The 15,125-nt window shown below is 75.0% G+C and carries 13 protein-coding genes; 5 read left to right on the top strand and 8 right to left on the bottom strand.

The features are described 5' to 3' along the window. Positions 1 to 78: 78 nt before the first annotated feature. The 4 genes from ACF1ED_RS10110 (at position 79) to ACF1ED_RS10095 (ending at position 3,813) form a co-directional block, all read left to right on the top strand. The gene (locus ACF1ED_RS10110) at positions 79 to 1,959 is read left to right on the top strand and encodes an NAD-binding lipoprotein (RefSeq protein ID WP_391758508.1); all 1,881 of its coding nucleotides are present in this window, start codon (positions 79 to 81) and stop codon (positions 1,957 to 1,959) included. Positions 1,960 to 2,063: 104 nt separating this feature from the next. Then, positions 2,064 to 2,423 carry a zinc ribbon domain-containing protein YjdM gene (locus tag ACF1ED_RS10105; RefSeq protein WP_391758506.1) on the top strand — a complete coding sequence of 120 codons (360 nt, stop codon included), beginning with the start codon at positions 2,064 to 2,066 and terminating at the stop codon, positions 2,421 to 2,423. Between the two features lie 8 nt (positions 2,424 to 2,431). Further along, on the top strand, positions 2,432 to 2,824 hold the full coding sequence (locus tag ACF1ED_RS10100; RefSeq protein ID WP_391758504.1) for an ArsR/SmtB family transcription factor: 393 nt from the start codon (positions 2,432 to 2,434) through the stop codon (positions 2,822 to 2,824). 245 nt (positions 2,825 to 3,069) lie between these two features. Next, entirely contained in the window at positions 3,070 to 3,813 is a 744-nt protein-coding gene (locus ACF1ED_RS10095) for a class I SAM-dependent methyltransferase (RefSeq protein WP_391758502.1), read from the top strand. An 89-nt stretch (positions 3,814 to 3,902) separates the two neighbouring features. On the opposite strand, the gene ACF1ED_RS10090 is transcribed toward ACF1ED_RS10095, so the two are convergent. After that, a complete protein-coding gene (locus tag ACF1ED_RS10090) occupies positions 3,903 to 4,406 on the bottom strand; it encodes an HD domain-containing protein (protein ID WP_391758500.1) in 504 nt (167 codons plus the stop codon). Between the two features lie 393 nt (positions 4,407 to 4,799). On the opposite strand from ACF1ED_RS10090, the gene ACF1ED_RS10085 reads away from it, so the two are divergent. Beyond that, a complete protein-coding gene (locus ACF1ED_RS10085; protein ID WP_391758498.1) occupies positions 4,800 to 5,939 on the top strand; it encodes a hypothetical protein in 1,140 nt (379 codons plus the stop codon). A gap of 5 nt (positions 5,940 to 5,944) precedes the next feature. Here ACF1ED_RS10085 and ACF1ED_RS10080 read toward each other — a convergent pair whose 3' ends face one another. From ACF1ED_RS10080 to ACF1ED_RS10050, 7 genes are all read right to left on the bottom strand, one after another. Further along, positions 5,945 to 7,405 (bottom strand): cytochrome P450, encoded by a 1,461-nt coding sequence (locus ACF1ED_RS10080; RefSeq protein ID WP_391758496.1) that lies wholly within the window; start codon positions 7,403 to 7,405, stop codon positions 5,945 to 5,947. Then, on the bottom strand, positions 7,402 to 8,022 hold the full coding sequence (locus tag ACF1ED_RS10075) for an ATP/GTP-binding protein (RefSeq protein ID WP_351854496.1): 621 nt from the start codon (positions 8,020 to 8,022) through the stop codon (positions 7,402 to 7,404). Before ACF1ED_RS10075 ends, ACF1ED_RS10080 begins: the two co-directional genes overlap by 4 nt. Then, positions 8,003 to 8,359, bottom strand: coding sequence for a DUF742 domain-containing protein (locus ACF1ED_RS10070; protein WP_391758494.1), 357 nt, complete (start codon positions 8,357 to 8,359; stop codon positions 8,003 to 8,005). The genes ACF1ED_RS10075 and ACF1ED_RS10070 overlap by 20 nt, the downstream gene beginning before the upstream one ends. Next, on the bottom strand, positions 8,356 to 8,763 hold the full coding sequence (locus ACF1ED_RS10065) for a roadblock/LC7 domain-containing protein (RefSeq protein ID WP_391758492.1): 408 nt from the start codon (positions 8,761 to 8,763) through the stop codon (positions 8,356 to 8,358). The genes ACF1ED_RS10070 and ACF1ED_RS10065 overlap by 4 nt, the downstream gene beginning before the upstream one ends. 1 nt (position 8,764) lies before the next feature. Next, a complete protein-coding gene (locus tag ACF1ED_RS10060) occupies positions 8,765 to 10,252 on the bottom strand; it encodes a sensor histidine kinase (RefSeq protein ID WP_391758490.1) in 1,488 nt (495 codons plus the stop codon). 538 nt (positions 10,253 to 10,790) lie between these two features. Continuing rightward, a complete protein-coding gene (locus ACF1ED_RS10055; protein WP_391758488.1) occupies positions 10,791 to 12,104 on the bottom strand; it encodes an SWF or SNF family helicase in 1,314 nt (437 codons plus the stop codon). After that, positions 12,101 to 15,067, bottom strand: a complete 2,967-nt coding sequence (locus tag ACF1ED_RS10050) for a DEAD/DEAH box helicase (RefSeq protein ID WP_391758486.1) — start codon at positions 15,065 to 15,067, stop codon at positions 12,101 to 12,103. Before ACF1ED_RS10050 ends, ACF1ED_RS10055 begins: the two co-directional genes overlap by 4 nt. Positions 15,068 to 15,125 lie beyond the last annotated feature (58 nt).

Genomic DNA, 15,125 nt, shown 5'->3' with positions numbered 1-15,125 from the left:
CGCCCGTGCGCCTGCCCGAAAGGATGAACGGCGGGCATCGGCGGCGTTTCCCGCCGGGGCCGCCGCCACCCTGCTGCCGTGCGTAAGGAGCGCGAGTTCACGGTCCCCTCCCAGCGGGCGCCCCGACGGGCCCGGCCGGGTCCCGGTCCGGCCGGCCGGTCCGCGAGCGGTCCCCCGGCCCGGCCGGGCGTGCGGGACCGGGCGCGGTACTGGGTCGACCGGACCGTGGTGCGCGGGGCGACCGCCCTGGCCGCCTGGCTCGCCCTGGCCTGCCTGACCCTGGTGGCGCCCGTGAGCGCCCTGCTCGTGTGGACCGACGACGCGTCGCCCGACACCCTCCAGGGCAAGGCGGCCACCGTCTGGCGGACCGTCGGCCAGACCCTCCGGCTCGGCGGCGAGGTCGGCCCGCCGCTGCGGGTCGCCCTCTCGGTCTTCCTGGCCCTGGTGTCGCTGCTGTACGTCTCCACCCTCGTCGGCATCGTCACCACCGCCGTCACCGACCGGCTGGCGGAGCTGGAGCGCGGGCAGACCACGGTGGTCGAACGCGGCCACACGGTGCTGCTCGGCTGGTCCGAACAGGCGCCCACGGTCCTCGCCGAACTGCTCGCCGCCCACGCCCAGCGGCGCGGGGGCGCGGTGGTCGTGCTGGCGGACCGCGACAAGGCGGAGACCGAGCGGGAGGCGCGGGACGCGCTGCCGTCCCGCGTCCGGATCCGGCTGCTGTGCCGCCGGGGCCGCCCCACCGACCCGGCCGCCCTGGCCCGCGTCACCCCCGCCGCGGCGGAGGCGGTCGTCGTGCTGCCGCCGGACGGTCCCGGCGGCGACGCGCAGGTGATCAGAACGCTCCTCGCGCTCCGGGCGGCGGTGGGGGAGGGCTGCCCGGTACGGGTCGTGGCGGCGGTCAGGGACGGCGCCCACCTGGCGACCGCCCGCCTGGCCGCCGGGCCCGGCGCGGTGGTCCTGGACGTCGACGACCTGGCGGCCCGGCTGCTCGTCCAGTGCGTCCTGGAGCCCGGCCTGGCGCTCGTCCTGGAGGACCTGCTGGACTTCGCCGGCGCCGAACTCCACACCCTCCACCGGCCCGGTCTCGCCGGCCGCCGCTACGGCGAACTCGCCGCCGCCTGCCCCGACTCCTGCGCGGTCGGGATCGTCCGGCGGGACGGCACCCCGCGCCTCAACCCCCCGCGGGACACCGAGCTGGCCCCCGGCGACGGCCTCCTCGTCCTGGCCGAGGACCACCGCGCGGCGGTCCTGGCCACCGGACCGGTCGGAGCGGCCGGACCCGCCGGACCCGCCGCCACGGCGGCCCCCTGTCCCGTTCCGCCCGCCCCCGAGTCCGCACCCCGCAGGGCCCTGGTCCTGGGCTGGAACGGCCGGGCCGAGCGGGTGCTGGAGGGGCTGGCGAGGGGCGGGGTGGCGGCGGTGCGGGAGGACGGCGGCGGGGTGCCGGCGGAGCCGGAGGCGTACGACCACGTGGTGGTCCTCGCCGGCCCGGACGGCGACGGCCGGCCGGACCCCGACGGCCGCACCCTGGTCGCCCTCCTCCACCTCCGGGCGCGCGAACGGCGCTCGGGCCGGGCCGTACCGGTGGTGGCCGAGCTCACCGACGCCCGCAACCGCCCCCTCGCCCCCGCCGGCCCCCGCACCGACCTCCTCGTCACCGGCCGGCTGACCGCCCTGCTCCTGGCCCAGGTGTCCCAGAACGGCCACCTGGCGGCCGCCTTCGACGAGCTGTTCTCCCCCACCGGCGACGGCGTCCGCCTCCGTCCCGCCGCCGACTTCCTCCCGTCCGGCACCGAGGCCACCTTCGGGGACCTGGTCGCGGCGGCCGCCCGCCAGGGCGCCGCCGCCATCGGCTACCGCCCCCGCGACTGCGCCGTCCCCCGCCTCAACCCGCCGAAGGCCGCGTCCAGGACCTGGTCCGCGGGCGACGTCCTGATCGTGGTCTGCGGGGCGTGACGCGGAGGCGGAAGCGGCGTGACACGGAGGCCGGGGCGTCGAAGGAGCCTTCCGGCGACTTGCCGTTTTTCGCAATTGGTCACATCGCTCAGTAGGATCGCGGGGTGAACGAGAACCCGCCCCCGTGCCCCGAATGCTCCGGCGTCTACACCTATGAGATGGGCGCCCTGCTGGTCTGCCCCGAATGCGGCCACGAGTGGCAGGCGGGCGGCGAGGCCGCCGCCGGGACCGAGACGGACGGCGCCGGGGTGATCAAGGACGCGGTGGGCAACGTGCTCGCCGACGGCGACACGGTCACCGTCGTCAAGACCCTGAAGGTCAAGGGCAGCCCCAGCGGCATCAAGGCCGGCACCAAGGTCCGCAACATCCGCCTCGTGGACGGCGTCGACGGGCACGACATCGACTGCAAGGTGGACGGCTTCGGCCCCATGCAGCTCAAGTCGAGCGTGGTCAAGAAGGTCTGACCCCCGCCATGACCAGGACCGCGCCGCTCTACCAGCTGAAAGCGGAGTTCTTCAAGACCCTCGGCCACCCCGTGCGCATCCGCGTCCTGGAGCTGCTGAGCCAACGGGAGCACGCCGTCTCGGAGATGCTCGCCGAGGTCGCCGTGGAGCCCGCCCACCTCTCGCAGCAGCTCGCCGTGCTGCGGCGCGCGAACCTGGTCGTCGCCCGCCGCGAGGGCTCCGCCGTGCGCTACGCGCTCACCGACCCGGGGGTGGCGGAGCTGCTCGCCGTCGCGCGGGCGATCCTCTCCGGCGTCCTCGCCGGACAGGCCGAACTCCTCGCCGACCTGAGGGCGGCCGGCCCGGAGCCCGTACCCGGCCCGGCTCCGGCGCCCGGCCCGGAGCCCGTACCCGGCGACTGACGCGGGTCGCACGGGGAGCGGCCCTCCCGGCCCGTGCGGCCTTCCGCGTCCCGGGTTCCTGGTCCGCGCCGTCGCGCCCCGTGCCGTACCGGCCGGCCAACGCCCCGATCAGGACGTCTCCTTGGGGGATGCGAGCGGGCGCCCGCCGTCTTCTCGTGGCATCCGACAGTACGGATGACCGGCGGGGGCGACGCAGACTCGGTGCCTGACGGAAGCGCCACCCGGGGACCACGAGGGGAAGCACGATGACGGTGCGGCAGTACGACGGGATCGGCGAGGCGTTCGAGGGCTTCAAGGCCCTGCCCCTCGCCCGCTACGGGGAGGTGCCCAGCGTCCTGGAACTGGTCGGCGACGTCACCGGCAGGTCGGTGCTCGACCTCGCCTGCGGCACCGGCTTCTACAGCCGGGAGCTCAAGCGGCGCGGCGCGGCGGACGTCCTCGGCGTCGACATCTCCTCCGAGATGATCGCCGCCGCCCGGGCCATCGAGGACCGCGACCCGCTGGGCCTGCGCTACGAGGTCGGCGACGTCGCCGAACTGCGCCCGTTCGACGAGCCGTTCGACCTCGCGCTCGGCGTGCAGTGCCTCAACTACGCGAGCTCCGTCGCGGAGATGGAGCGCATGTGCGCCAACGTCCACGCCCATCTGGTGCCGGGAGGACGGTTCTACGTGTTCGCGCAGAAGCCCGACTACGCCTTCGACTGCGCGTCCCTGGAGTCGTACGGCTTCCGCTGCGAACCGACCGGCGAGGAGATCGAGACGGGTCCCCGGGTCCGGGTCACCGCCCTCCTCGACCCGCACCCCATCAGCATCGTGGGCGCCGCCCCGCGCCGCGAGGTCTACGAGGACGCCCTGGCCGGGGCCGGGTTCCGCGACGTGGAGTGGCTGCCGCTGCGGATCTCCGCGGCGGGCTACGAGGCGTACGGCGAGGAGTTCTGGGCCGACCTCCTCGCCCACCCGCCGCTCGAACTCCTCCGCTGCCGCGCCTGACCGGCCCCGAAACCCCCTGAGGGGCGCCCCGCGGCCCGCCGCCGCCGGGCGCCCCTCAGGGCCCCGCCGCGTTCCTGCCCCGGCGGGGCCTACGCGCCCGGGAGTTCGGACAGGAGGTCCGGATTGACGATCCGGAGGATCGTCGCGACCTGCCCGGGATCGGCCGCCGCCCACAGGACCCGCCGCGCCGCCCGGTACTTGGCGGCGAGCCGCTCGCGCGGCTCCGGCGCGAGCCGCGCCGCCCGGTCCGCGCGGCTGTTGTGCGCGTTGTCGGCGATCTTCACCAGGGTGGCGTCGGGATCCCGCGCGACGCGCCGGATCTTCTCCTCGTACGAGCCTCCGGGCTCGTTGGTGACCGCCTCGACGATCCGGACGACCCGGTCGGGGACCCCGGCGGCCCGCAGCTCCCCCGCGGTCCACGGGGTGTCCTCCAGGACGTCGTGGAGCAGTCCCGCCATGGCGAGCTCCGGCCCGAGCGGGGCGAGCCCGGCGGCGACGGCCCTGACGTGCTCCACGTACGGGACACCGGTCTTGTCGGTCTGACCGGCGTGCGCGCGGCCGGCCAGCGCGTCCACCTCGGCGAGCGTCATCATGTGCCCATCATCCCGCCCCGGGGTGCGCGCGCGGAACAGGAACCGTCCCGCGGCGACGGACTGTTCCCGCCTTCGTGACTCTCGGCGCGACGCTCGTCCCCACCTCCCGGCGTCCCGGGTCCGCGCGGTGTCCCGGCGGCGAGCCGGAACAGGCCATGGTCGTCGGCGCGCCCGTGCGGGCGGGCCAGTGGTCCATCGACGACCCCGTGACTTCACGAGAAGACAACTGCCCAGCAAGACGCCAGGGTTACCGTGATCCGGACGCGTCCGGTCCGGGGGTTGTGGGCCGGTTCGGGCGGGCAGGTTTGCAGCGTTGCGTGGCGGGAATTGTCGGCCGTCAGTAACAGCGGCAACATACAACGGGTTCCGAGGACTGAAGGAGGTGGAGCGACCATGCCCCTGCATGCCGTCGAAATCCCCGCGTTGTGGATGCCTCATCCACTCAAGGTCAATCCGCACCTGCCGGGGCTCCGCGCCGAGAGCGAGACCTGGGCCCGCGAGATGGGCATGCTGGACAGCGGCGACGATCGGCCCGACCGCCGGCCGATCTGGACCCAGGCCCAGTTCCGGGCCATGACGGTGGACCTGCTCACCGCCTGGACCCTGCCCGACGCCTCACCCGCCGCCCTCCGGCTCAACCACCGTTTCAACATCTGGGCCCTCGCCTGGGACGACTACTTCGCCCACTCCTTCAAGCGGACGAGCGACCTCCAGGGCGCCCACGACTTCACCGCCCGGCTCCACGCCTTCCTGCGCCCGGAGGAGGGCGCCCGCCTGCCCGAGCCGGTCAACGCCGTCGAACGCGGCATCGCCGACCTCCAGCAGCACCTCTTCCCGCCCCGGCTCGCCCACTGGCGGCAGGAGTTCAGCCGCGCGCTGGCCCGGTACGTCGACGCGGGCGTCGAGGAGCTGGCCAACAGCCGCACCGGCCGGGTCCCCCACCTCATCGACTACGCCCCCTTCCGGCGCGAGAGCTTCGCCGCCCACACCGCGCCCTACTCCGTCGAACTCGCCACGGGCGCCCGAATACCGGAGCGGATCCGCCACCACCGGACCGTGCGCGGCCTCACCGCCGCGTTCATGGACGTCATGGGCCTGGCGAACGACATCGCCTCCTACGAGCGGGAGGTCCACGAGGAACACGACGTGAACAACCTCGTCGTCGTCCTCGGCACCTCCCTGGGCATCCCGCTGCGCGAGGCCGTCCCGGCCTCCGTCCACCTGGTCAACTCCCGCATGCGCGACTTCGAACAGCTCCGCGAGGAGGACGTCCCCCTGCTCGCCCGCCGCGCCGGGCTCGACCCGGAGGAGCGGGCCGAGCTGGACACCTGGCTGGGCGGGGCGTGCAGCTTCCTCTCCGGCCTCCACGCCTGGTACACGGGCGCGCCCCGCTACGTCCCCACCGACCCGGCCTTCCCGGAACAGCGCCTGCCCGCCTCGGCTCCCCCCGAGCAGTGGTACGGAAGGGGTGCCGGCCGGCACGCGGCGACACCCCCCTCCGCCGTCGGGCTCGGTGTCGACGCCGAGCCGTGACGGACCTACCGGAGCCGCAGCAGCCGCTGCAGCCGCTCCCACCATGACGGCCGTGCCCCCGGCCGTCCGGCCGGCCCGGGGGCGACGGCGGGAGCCGCCTCCGGCGCCGCGGCCGGCGCCGGGATCCCGGCCGCGTGCGGCGGCGGGGCGGCGGGCAGCGGAGCCTCGGACTGGTGGCCCCGCGGCGCCCGCGGCGCGAACGAGACCGGAAGCGCCGTCAGGTGCCGCGCCCAGGTGGAGGAGCGCCAGCTCAGCTGCTCCTCCGGGACGGACAGGGCGATGTCGGGCAGCCGGGTGAGCAGGATGTCGATGCCGGTGTCGGCGATGATGCGGCCGACGTCCTGCCCGGGGCACTCGTGGCTGCCGGCGCTGAAGGACAGGTGCGCGCGGTTGTGGTGCACGGGCGCCGCCGGATCCGGGCGGACCGCCCGGTCCATGTTCCCGGCGGCCAGGCCCAGCAGCAGCATGTCGCCCGCCATGATCCGCTGACCGCCGAGCGTGGTGTCGCCGTTGGCGTAGCGGGACGGGCAGACCATCAGCGGCGGCTCGTCCCACAGGACCTGCTCGACGGCCTCCGGCAGCGTCATCTGACCGCCGGCCAGCGAGCCGCGGAACCGCGGGTCGGTGACCACCATCCGCAGCACGTTCGACATCAGGTTGGCGGTGGTCTCGTAGCCGGCGAGCAGGACCAGGCGCAGGTGGTGCACGACCTCCTCGTCGGTGAGCCCCGCCGGGTGGGACAACAGCGCGGAGGCGATGTCCTGTCCGGGCTTCACGTGCTTCTCCTGGACCAGCCGTTCCAGGCTGGCCACCACGAACGCGTTGCTGGCGAGTGAGGTCTCGGTGGCCTTGAAGAGGTCCCGCGCGGCCTGGACGAGCTCCGGCGCCTCCTCGTCGGACATGCCCAGCAGGTGGATCAGCGTGAGCATCGGCAGGTGCTCGGTGAAGCGGTCGACCAGCTCCGCCTCGCCCGCCTCGCAGAAGGTGTCGATCAGCTCGTGGGCGAAGCGGTTGATGCGGCGCCGGATCCCCCGGTGGTCGAACTGGTCGAGCGAGGCGGTGACGGCGCTGCGCAGCCGCTGGTGCTCCTCGCCGTCCGCGCAGACGCAGTCGGGGCGCCAGCCGATCATCGGCATCAGCGGCGAGGTGGCGGGGTCGATCTCCCCGGTGCTCCAGCCGTGCCAGACCCGGGGGTCGCGGGAGAACTGGGTCGCGCGGGTCGCCACGTCCCGGTTCTCGTTGTAGCCGAGGACGAGCCAGGCGCGCACGTCGCCGTCGAGGAGGACGGGCGCCACCGGTCCGTGGGCGGCGCGCAGTTCCTCGTACAGGCCCATGGGGTCGGTCTCGGCGGCGGGGCCGTAGAGCCGGGCCGCGCCGCCGGGTCCGGTGGCCGCGTGGGCCGGGCAGCCGGGTGGTGGGACGAGCCCCGGGGCCTGTGCGGCGTGCTCGTGGGCGGGGAGGGTCATGCGGTCTCCTGGGCGGCGAGGGAGCACAGGTAGACCATCAGCGAGAGCAGCGCGTCCCGGCAGGACGCCCGGTCGCGGGCGTCGCAGGTGACCAGGGGGACGGAGTCGCTGAGGGCCAGCGCCGTGCGCAGTTCGGGTAGCGGGTACTGGGGGGCCTCGGGGAAGGTGTTGACGGCCACCACGAAGGGGACGCGGCGGTCCTCCAGGCGGGTGATGATCTCGAAGCAGACCTCGATCCTGCGGGTGTCCACGAGGACCACGGCGCCGAGCGCGCCCTCGAAGATCCCGTTCCACAGGAACCAGAAGCGCTCCTGTCCCGGGGTCCCGAACAGGTAAAGGATCAGCTCCTCGTTGATGCTGATCCGGCCGAAGTCCATCGCGACGGTCGTGGTGTTCTTGCCGGTCACGCCGGGGTTGTGGTCGATCCCGACGCCGGCCTGGGTCATGCGTTCCTCGGTGGTCAGCGGCTGGATCTCGCTCACCGCTCCGACCATCGTCGTCTTGCCCACGCCGAAGCCGCCGACGACGACCACCTTGACGCCCCTGGCGCCGTGCGGCAGCAGCAGGTCGGGTGCGCGCGGCCCCGCCCTGAGCGTGTCAGAGTCTCCGTAGTCCATGGATCACCGCCTCCAAAAGGCCGCGGTCGGGGAAGGCCGCGACGGGCACGGGCGCAATCGCCTCGACGCGTTCGTCGTCGACGAGCTGGGACAGCAGCACGGTGACGACGCTGAACGGAAGGCTGAGGTAGGCCGAGACCTCGGCCACCGACAGCGGGTACTCGCACATGGTGAGGATGGACGCCTGCTCGGGTTGCATCGAGGGCTCGGGCTCGGCCCTCGTCGCGATCAGGGTGACCAGGTCGAAGGTCTTGGCCGAGGACCCCTCGCCGCCGGTGATGACGTACAGCGGTACGGGGGTGCCCTCCTCCCAGGGCTTCGGGTTGTCCGAGGTCACATCGCCTGCCGGACGTCTTCACGCGGCGGACTGGTCATGTGCCGGCCGATCCTGGTCACGAGGGTCCGCATGCGGTCGCCGAGCAGGCCGGCGTCCACCTCCGCGTCGGCCAGGACGGCGAGGTAGGCGCCGGGGCCGGCCGCCATCAGGGAGAAGTAGCCGCCGTCGGCCTCGATGCCGACCATGTGGGTCGAGCCGTTCCCGTGCGGGAACATCTGCGCGATCGCCCGGGCGAGGCTCTGGATGCCGGAACAGGCGGCGGCGATCGCGTCGGCGGTGTCGGGCGCCGTGTTGGCCTGGCCGATGCTGAGACCGTCCGCCGAGAGGACGACCACGTGCCGCACGTGCGGCACGCTGCCCGCGAGCTCGGTGAGCATCCAGTCGATGTTGGGCAGTGGCTGCATGTTATTCGACCTCATCAGACGGCTGGCGGTGCGGAGTGGAGGATGCGGAGCCCGAGCGCTTGTCGCCGTTGAAGGCCTCCCACATCAGCCCGGGCTGGCGGGCGGGGTTGCTCGGGGCGGGCGTGGGCTCGGGGCCGGTGCGGACGACCGGCGTGGGGACGGGCGAGTCGCGGCGGCGCTTGGGCAGGCCGTTGAGGGTCTGCCCGTCGATGAACGGCGCCGCGCCCTCGTCGAAGGAGGAGGGGAGGAGGGGGGTGGGCGGCGGTACGGGCGCCGGCGGCGGCACCGAGGGGCCGCCGCGCGACGGCAGCGGACGGAGCGGTCCTGCCGCGCGCTTCCGTGCGGGCTCAGGGGTTCTCACGACGGGCTTCTCCACCGTGGTGATCAGACGTCGGGGTACGAGGATCACGGCCCGTACGCCTCCGTAGGCGGAGGGACGCAGGTCGACGTCGCAGCCGTGCTCGCGGGCCAGTCGGGCCACCACGGGCAGACCGAGCTGGGTCACCTCGCCGAGACCGGCGAGGAAGAGGCCCGACGACGAGTCCGTCATGACGCGGTTGATGCGGCTGCGGACCTCCTCGGTGAGGCCGACGCCGCGGTCCTCGATCTCGATCGCGATGCCCGAGGGCACCTCGACGGCGCTCACCTCGACGGGGGAGTGCGGCGGCGAGAACGTCGTGGCGTTGTCGAGGAGTTCGGCGAGCAGGTGGATCAGCGGCTCGGCGCCGGGGCCGATGACCGCCGCCTCGGTGACGGACTGGAGCTTCACGCGGGGGTAGTCCACGATCCGCGACATGGCGCCGCGCAGCACGTCGTAGAGGGGGATGGGCTTCGACCACTGGCGTCCGGGGCGGGCGTCGCCGAGGACGGCGATGCTCGCCGCGAGGCGGCCGATGAGCGCGTTGCGGTGGTCGACGTCCTGCAGACCGCGGGCGAGCACGAGGTCCGTGCCGTGGACCATCTGCATCTCGCGGAGGTCCTTGGCGAGCTGGTGCACGATCGCCTGGACGCGGCGGGCGACGGCCACGAGGGCGCGCTGGGAGGAGTCCCGGGTGTTCTCCTCGGCCTCGACGGCCTGCAGGAGGGTCTCCAGGGCGTGCTTCAGCGCCTCGGTGAACTCCGGGTCGAGATGGTCGCCGAAGCGGACGGACTTCACGATCTCCGAGGTGGAGTCGCCCTTCTGGAGCCGGGCCACGGCAGCGGGCAGGAGCTGCTCGGCCATCCACACGGTGCTCGTCCGCTGGTCGGCCAGGCGCGCGAGCATCGCGGCCTCGCTCTCGGCGTGGGCCCGCCGCGCCGCCCGCAGCGCGCCCGTGTGACGGGTTTCCTCGGCCGCCCGTGCCAGGCGCACGGTCAGCGCCGCGCTGCCGACCGTGAGGGAGACCGCCGCGAAGCCGTACCAGGCCACCGGTGTCCGTATCTGCGCCGGCGCGAAGAGCAGCCCTATGGCGAAGAGGGCGGCGAGCACCGCCGGCGGGACGAGCCACACCGGAGCCGTCGCACCCGGCCTGGCTCTGGAAGTTGAACCTGCGCGAACCATCAACGGTTTCCCTAAACAGTCTGGAACAGGAAGCGGACTGAAGCGGCGCGACGTGCCGACAGGAAAGAGGGGACATTCGATCGGTTGCGTACACGTGCTCGAATGGGACCGCTGGCGGGTTCCCTCGCCCACGCGTCGATGCCCTCGTCTCCTCGCGGCCGTGCTCCGTCGGCGCCCGCTCCCAGCGTTCATGACTCGCTGTGAGCGGGGCGCAACACATCTGCGGAGCATAGTCAGTTCGGGATTGGCGTGTGACCTCGATGGAGGGAAGGGTTCTATCAGTCATTCCAGCTCCATAAGAGAGCAGGAATGCATATCGAAAATGACAACAAGCGATCAGGGCTCGTGCTTTTTACCGGTCATTCCGAAACATGCCGAGGGCGCCCGCGGCTCCCGCACGGGGAGCCCGGGCCATCACCGCCGCCGGAGGCGCACGCCGGCCCCGCGGGGCCGCGGCCCCGCGGGAGCGGGGAAGTGGGGGAGCGCCCTACTCGTCCCGCTCGCCCTCGCCCGTCGCCGTCGTCAGCGCCGCCGCCGGATCCCGGTCCGCCGGACCCGCCGGGGTCCACGCGCCCCCGTCGAAGCGGTACGGCCACCACCGGCCGTCCTCCCCGAGCCGCAGCTGCGCCTTCGCGCCCGCCACCGTCCAGCGCGCCCCCGACCGGACCAGCTCCGGGCCCTCGCCGTCCTCCCACGCCTCGGTGAGCCGCGCCGCCGCCCGCGCCAGGGCCGCCCCGTCCGGCGCCCAGGACTCCTCCAGCACCGCGAGGGCCGGGGCCCCGCCCCACCGCCACGCGCGCGTGGCCAGCTCCAGGCCCGCCCGGGACCGCCCGGTGCGCGCGGCGAGCCGCCCCGCGACCCACGCCGGAGGCCGGCCGGCCGCGAGCCGCACCGCGTCCTCGGCGACCGACAGGCCCGTCGCCGCGACGCCCGGAGGAGCCGTCCGGCCGGCGAGCAGCTCGGTGAGCAGCCGGTGCGCGCGGGCCGCCGTGTCCGCCGCCAGGAACTCCAGTGCGGCGGGCTCCACTCCGGGCTCCGGATCCGTCTCCGTGTCCAGCGACGGCGGCTCCCCGGGCGCCGCCTCCGGCACCGGCACGGCCGGCAGCGGCGGCAGGATGTCCCGCAGCGCGTACGCCTCCGCCGCCGACACCCCCGCCGGAGCGCTTCCGGCACCGGCGTCCCGCGGCGCGCCGGCCGCGGTCCCGCCGCCCGCCCGGGCGGCGCTGCGGGCCTGGAGCGCGTCCACGACGGCCCGCCGGCCCCGCCCCCGGAGGAGGAGCAGCGCGAACGGGTCCTCGTCCAGGATCCGCGCCATCTGGTGGCAGAGCGCCGCCGTGTGCGAGCAGTGGTCCCACGCCTCGCAGCCGCACTCCGGCTCCAGGTCGCCGACGCCCGGCAGCAGGTCGACGCCGACCCCCGCCGCGTCCTCCACCAGGTGCGGCGGCATCTCGTGGTCGAGCAGCGCGGCGATGTGCCCGGCGCTGTCGACGGCGAGGTCGAGCAGCCGGTCCCACTCCTCGTCCGTCAGGACGCGCACCAGTACGTCGCCGCGGTACGCGCTGCCGTCGGGGTCCTGCACGAGGGCGGTGATCCGCCCCGGCCGCACCGACACGGCCCCGACGGCGCCCGCCCGGGCGCGCTGCCGGCCCACCTTCACCTGCCGGCCGTCGAGCGCCGTGTCGTCGAGCGCCTTGAGCCACGCCCGGCCCCACCAGGTGCGGGCGAAGGCCCCGCCCCGCACGGGCGGCGGCGCCGCGAAGGTCAGCTCCCCGGACTCCTGGCCCGTCCCGTACCCGCTCATCGTCCGTCCCCGTTCCCGTTCCCGTGCTCGTCGCCGTCCGCGCGCAGCCGCACCAGCTCCGCGAGTTCCGCGTCGGTCAGTTCGGTCAGCTCCGCCGGCGCGTCGCCCGAGGTGCCGAGCACCGCGTCGGCCAGCTCCCGCTTGCGGTCGAGCAGGGCCGCGATCCGGTCCTCGACCGTGCCCTCGGCGACGATCCGGTGCACCTGCACCGGCCGGGTCTGCCCGATCCGGTAGGCCCGGTCGGTGGCCTGCGCCTCCACGGCCGGGTTCCACCAGCGGTCGTAGTGCACCACGTGCTCGGCGCGGGTGAGGTTGAGGCCCGTCCCGGCCGCCTTCAGCGACAGCAGGAAGACCGGCACCTCGCCGGCCTGGAAGCGGGCGACCATCGCCTCCCGCGCGGCGACCGGGGTGCCGCCGTGCAGGAACTCCGTCGGCACCCCGCGCCGGGCCAGGTGCGCCTCCAGGAGCCTGGCCATCCCCACGTACTGGGTGAAGACCAGGGTGCTCGCCCCCTCGGCCAGGATGGTGTCGAGGAGTTCGTCCAGGAGTTCCAGCTTCCCCGAGCGGCCGGCGAGCCGCGGCCGCTCCTCCTTGAGGTACTGGGCGGGGTGGTTGCAGATCTGCTTGAGCGAGGTCAGCAGCTTCACCACCAGACCGCGCCGCGCCATGCCCTCGGCCTCCCCGATGGCCAGCAGGTTCTCGCGCACCACCGCCTCGTACAGGCCGGCCTGTTCCGGCGTCAGGGAGACGGCCCGGTCGGTCTCGGTCTTCGGCGGCAGCTCCGGGGCGATGCCGGGATCGGACTTGCGGCGGCGCAGCAGGAACGGGCGGACGAGCGCGCCGAGCCGTTCGGCGGCCGCCGGGTCCGTGCCGTCCTCGACGGCGGCCGCGTACCGGCGCCGGAAGGCCCCGAGCCCGCCGAGCAGTCCCGGGGTCGTCCAGTCGAGGATCGCCCACAGCTCGGAGAGGTTGTTCTCCACCGGCGTGCCGGACAGCGCCACGCGCGCGCGTGCGCCGATCGTCCGGAGCCGCCGGGCGGTCGCCGAGTACGGGTTCTTCACGTGCTGTGCCTCGTCGGCGACCAGCAGCCCCCACGCCCGGGCGGCCAGCCGCTCCGCGTCGAGCCGCATGGTGCCGTAGGTGGTGAGTACGACGTCCCCGTCCGCGAGCCCGTCCAGGTCGCGCGCGGTGCCGTGGAAGCGGCGCACCCGCGTGCCGGGCGCGAACCGTTCGAACTCCCGCTGCCAGTTGCCCATCAGCGAGGTCGGGCAGACGACGAGGGTGGGTCCCGCCGTGGCCGGCTCGCCCTGCCGGTGCAGATGGAGCGCGATGACCGTGATGGTCTTGCCCAGGCCCATGTCGTCGGCGAGGCAGCCGCCGAGGCCGAGCGAGGTCATCCGGTGCAGCCAGTTCAGGCCGCGCAGCTGGTAGTCGCGCAGGGTGGCGGCGAGCCCGGCGGGCTGCGGGACCTCCCGGACGCCGCCCTCGGGGTCGGCCAGCCGCTCGCGCAGCCGCTCCAGGGCGCCGGTCGCGACGACCTCGACCTGACGCCCGTCGACCTCCGTGGTGCCGGTGAGGACGGCCGCGAGCGCGTCGACCGGCGTCACCTTCCGGTCCTGCCGCTCCCGGGCGCGCAGCAGCTCCGCCGGGTCGACCAGGACCCACCGGTCGCGCAGCCGGACGAGCGGCCGCCCGGCCTCGGCGAGCCGGTCCAGCTCGGCCCGGGTCAGCTCCTGGTCGCCCACGGAGAAGCGCCAGTTGAAGGCGAGCAGCGCGTCGGCGGAGAGGAACGAGGGCACCCCGCCGCCGGCGCCGCCCTCCGGGAGGGCGGACGCGGTTCCGCCGGAGCCGCCCCCGGGGAAGGCGGGTGCGGTCCCGGCCGGACCGGGCTCCTCCACCGGCCCGACCACCGCGCGTGCGGTGAGCCGGTCCGTCAGCTCGCGCGGCCAGTGCACCCGCGTGCCGGTCGCGGCCAGCGCGCGCGACGCCGGGCCCATCAGCTCGACGACCTCCTCGTCGGCCAGCTCCATCGTGTCCGGCACGGCCGCAGCCAGCAGCGGGGCGAGCGGCGGCCAGGCGCGCGCGGCCCGCCGCAGCGCCAGCAGGGCGTCGATCCGGGCACGGGGCCCGAGCGAGGCCGCCGCGGGCCCGGCGCCCGACCAGGCGTCGGCCGCGTCCACGACCAGCGCCGGGTCGGCGGCGGAGTGCAGCTGGAGCACCACGCGGAAGCCCGGCGTCTCCGCCGTGCCGGCCCCGCCGTCCGAGAGCTCCACGCGGAGCGACAGCCGTACGCCGGTGTCGTGACCGGCCGCCAGGTCGGCCGCCCACGCCCGCTGTTCGGGGACGGACAGCGGCTCTTCGGCGGCGAACGCCGGCCCGCCGGCGGCGAGCGCGGCGGCGGGGGTGCGGGGGAGGGTGTCGGCGACCGCGTCCAGGAAGGCCCGCAGCAGCGCCTCGGGTTCCGGCAGCAGCCGGTCCTCCGCCTCGGCGGCCCCGTCCGCGGGGTCCAGCGGCACGGCGTGCGCGGTCGGCGGCATCGAGGCGGCGAGGGTCCGCAGCCGGTCCAGCTCCTCGGGTCCCAGGGGGCCCGCCCGCCAGGCGTCGTGCCCGCCGGCCGTCACCCCGGGCAGCAGCAGTCCGCGCGCGGCGAAGTCCAGCGCCAGGAGCGCGGCACCGCCCCAGAAGGCGGCGGCCGGGTCGGCCCCGCCGGAGAGCCGGGCGCGGGCGAGGAACGGCAGGGCGTCCCGTACGGACAGGGAGAGCGCGGGGACGGACACGGTCTGGAGGTCGGTGCCGTCCACCACCGTCAGCTCGTCCGGTACCGCTCCGGCCGGTCCCGGTGAGGGAAGGGGCTCGTCCTCGGGGGACCAGAGGGCGATCCGGCCGGTGCGCGGCGGGTCGGCGGGCAGGAAGACGGCAGCGGGTGCGGCGGAGGGACGAGGGGATCCCGGCGACGACGTCAACGCACTCCTCAAATTTGACTACCGGTGAGGGAACGGCCGACCTTACCCCACCGGCGTC

Origin of the sequence: Streptomyces sp. NPDC014656 (assembly GCF_043084305.1) — a bacterium.
Classification (GTDB): Bacteria; Actinomycetota; Actinomycetes; order Streptomycetales; family Streptomycetaceae; genus Streptomyces.
Note: the sequence above shows the minus strand (reverse complement) of the source record. Positions and strands in the feature narration are given on the sequence as shown.

Coding starts and splice junctions, on each gene's coding strand:
- ACF1ED_RS10100 (WP_391758504.1), top strand. CDS start 2,432: ATGACCAGGACCGCGCCGCTCTACCAGCTGAAAGCGGAGTTCTTCAAG.
- ACF1ED_RS10095 (WP_391758502.1), top strand. CDS start 3,070: ATGACGGTGCGGCAGTACGACGGGATCGGCGAGGCGTTCGAGGGCTTC.
- ACF1ED_RS10090 (WP_391758500.1), bottom strand. CDS start 4,406: ATGATGACGCTCGCCGAGGTGGACGCGCTGGCCGGCCGCGCGCACGCC.
- ACF1ED_RS10085 (WP_391758498.1), top strand. CDS start 4,800: ATGCCCCTGCATGCCGTCGAAATCCCCGCGTTGTGGATGCCTCATCCA.
- ACF1ED_RS10080 (WP_391758496.1), bottom strand. CDS start 7,405: ATGACCCTCCCCGCCCACGAGCACGCCGCACAGGCCCCGGGGCTCGTC.
- ACF1ED_RS10075 (WP_351854496.1), bottom strand. CDS start 8,022: ATGGACTACGGAGACTCTGACACGCTCAGGGCGGGGCCGCGCGCACCC.
- ACF1ED_RS10065 (WP_391758492.1), bottom strand. CDS start 8,763: ATGCAGCCACTGCCCAACATCGACTGGATGCTCACCGAGCTCGCGGGC.
- ACF1ED_RS10055 (WP_391758488.1), bottom strand. CDS start 12,104: ATGAGCGGGTACGGGACGGGCCAGGAGTCCGGGGAGCTGACCTTCGCG.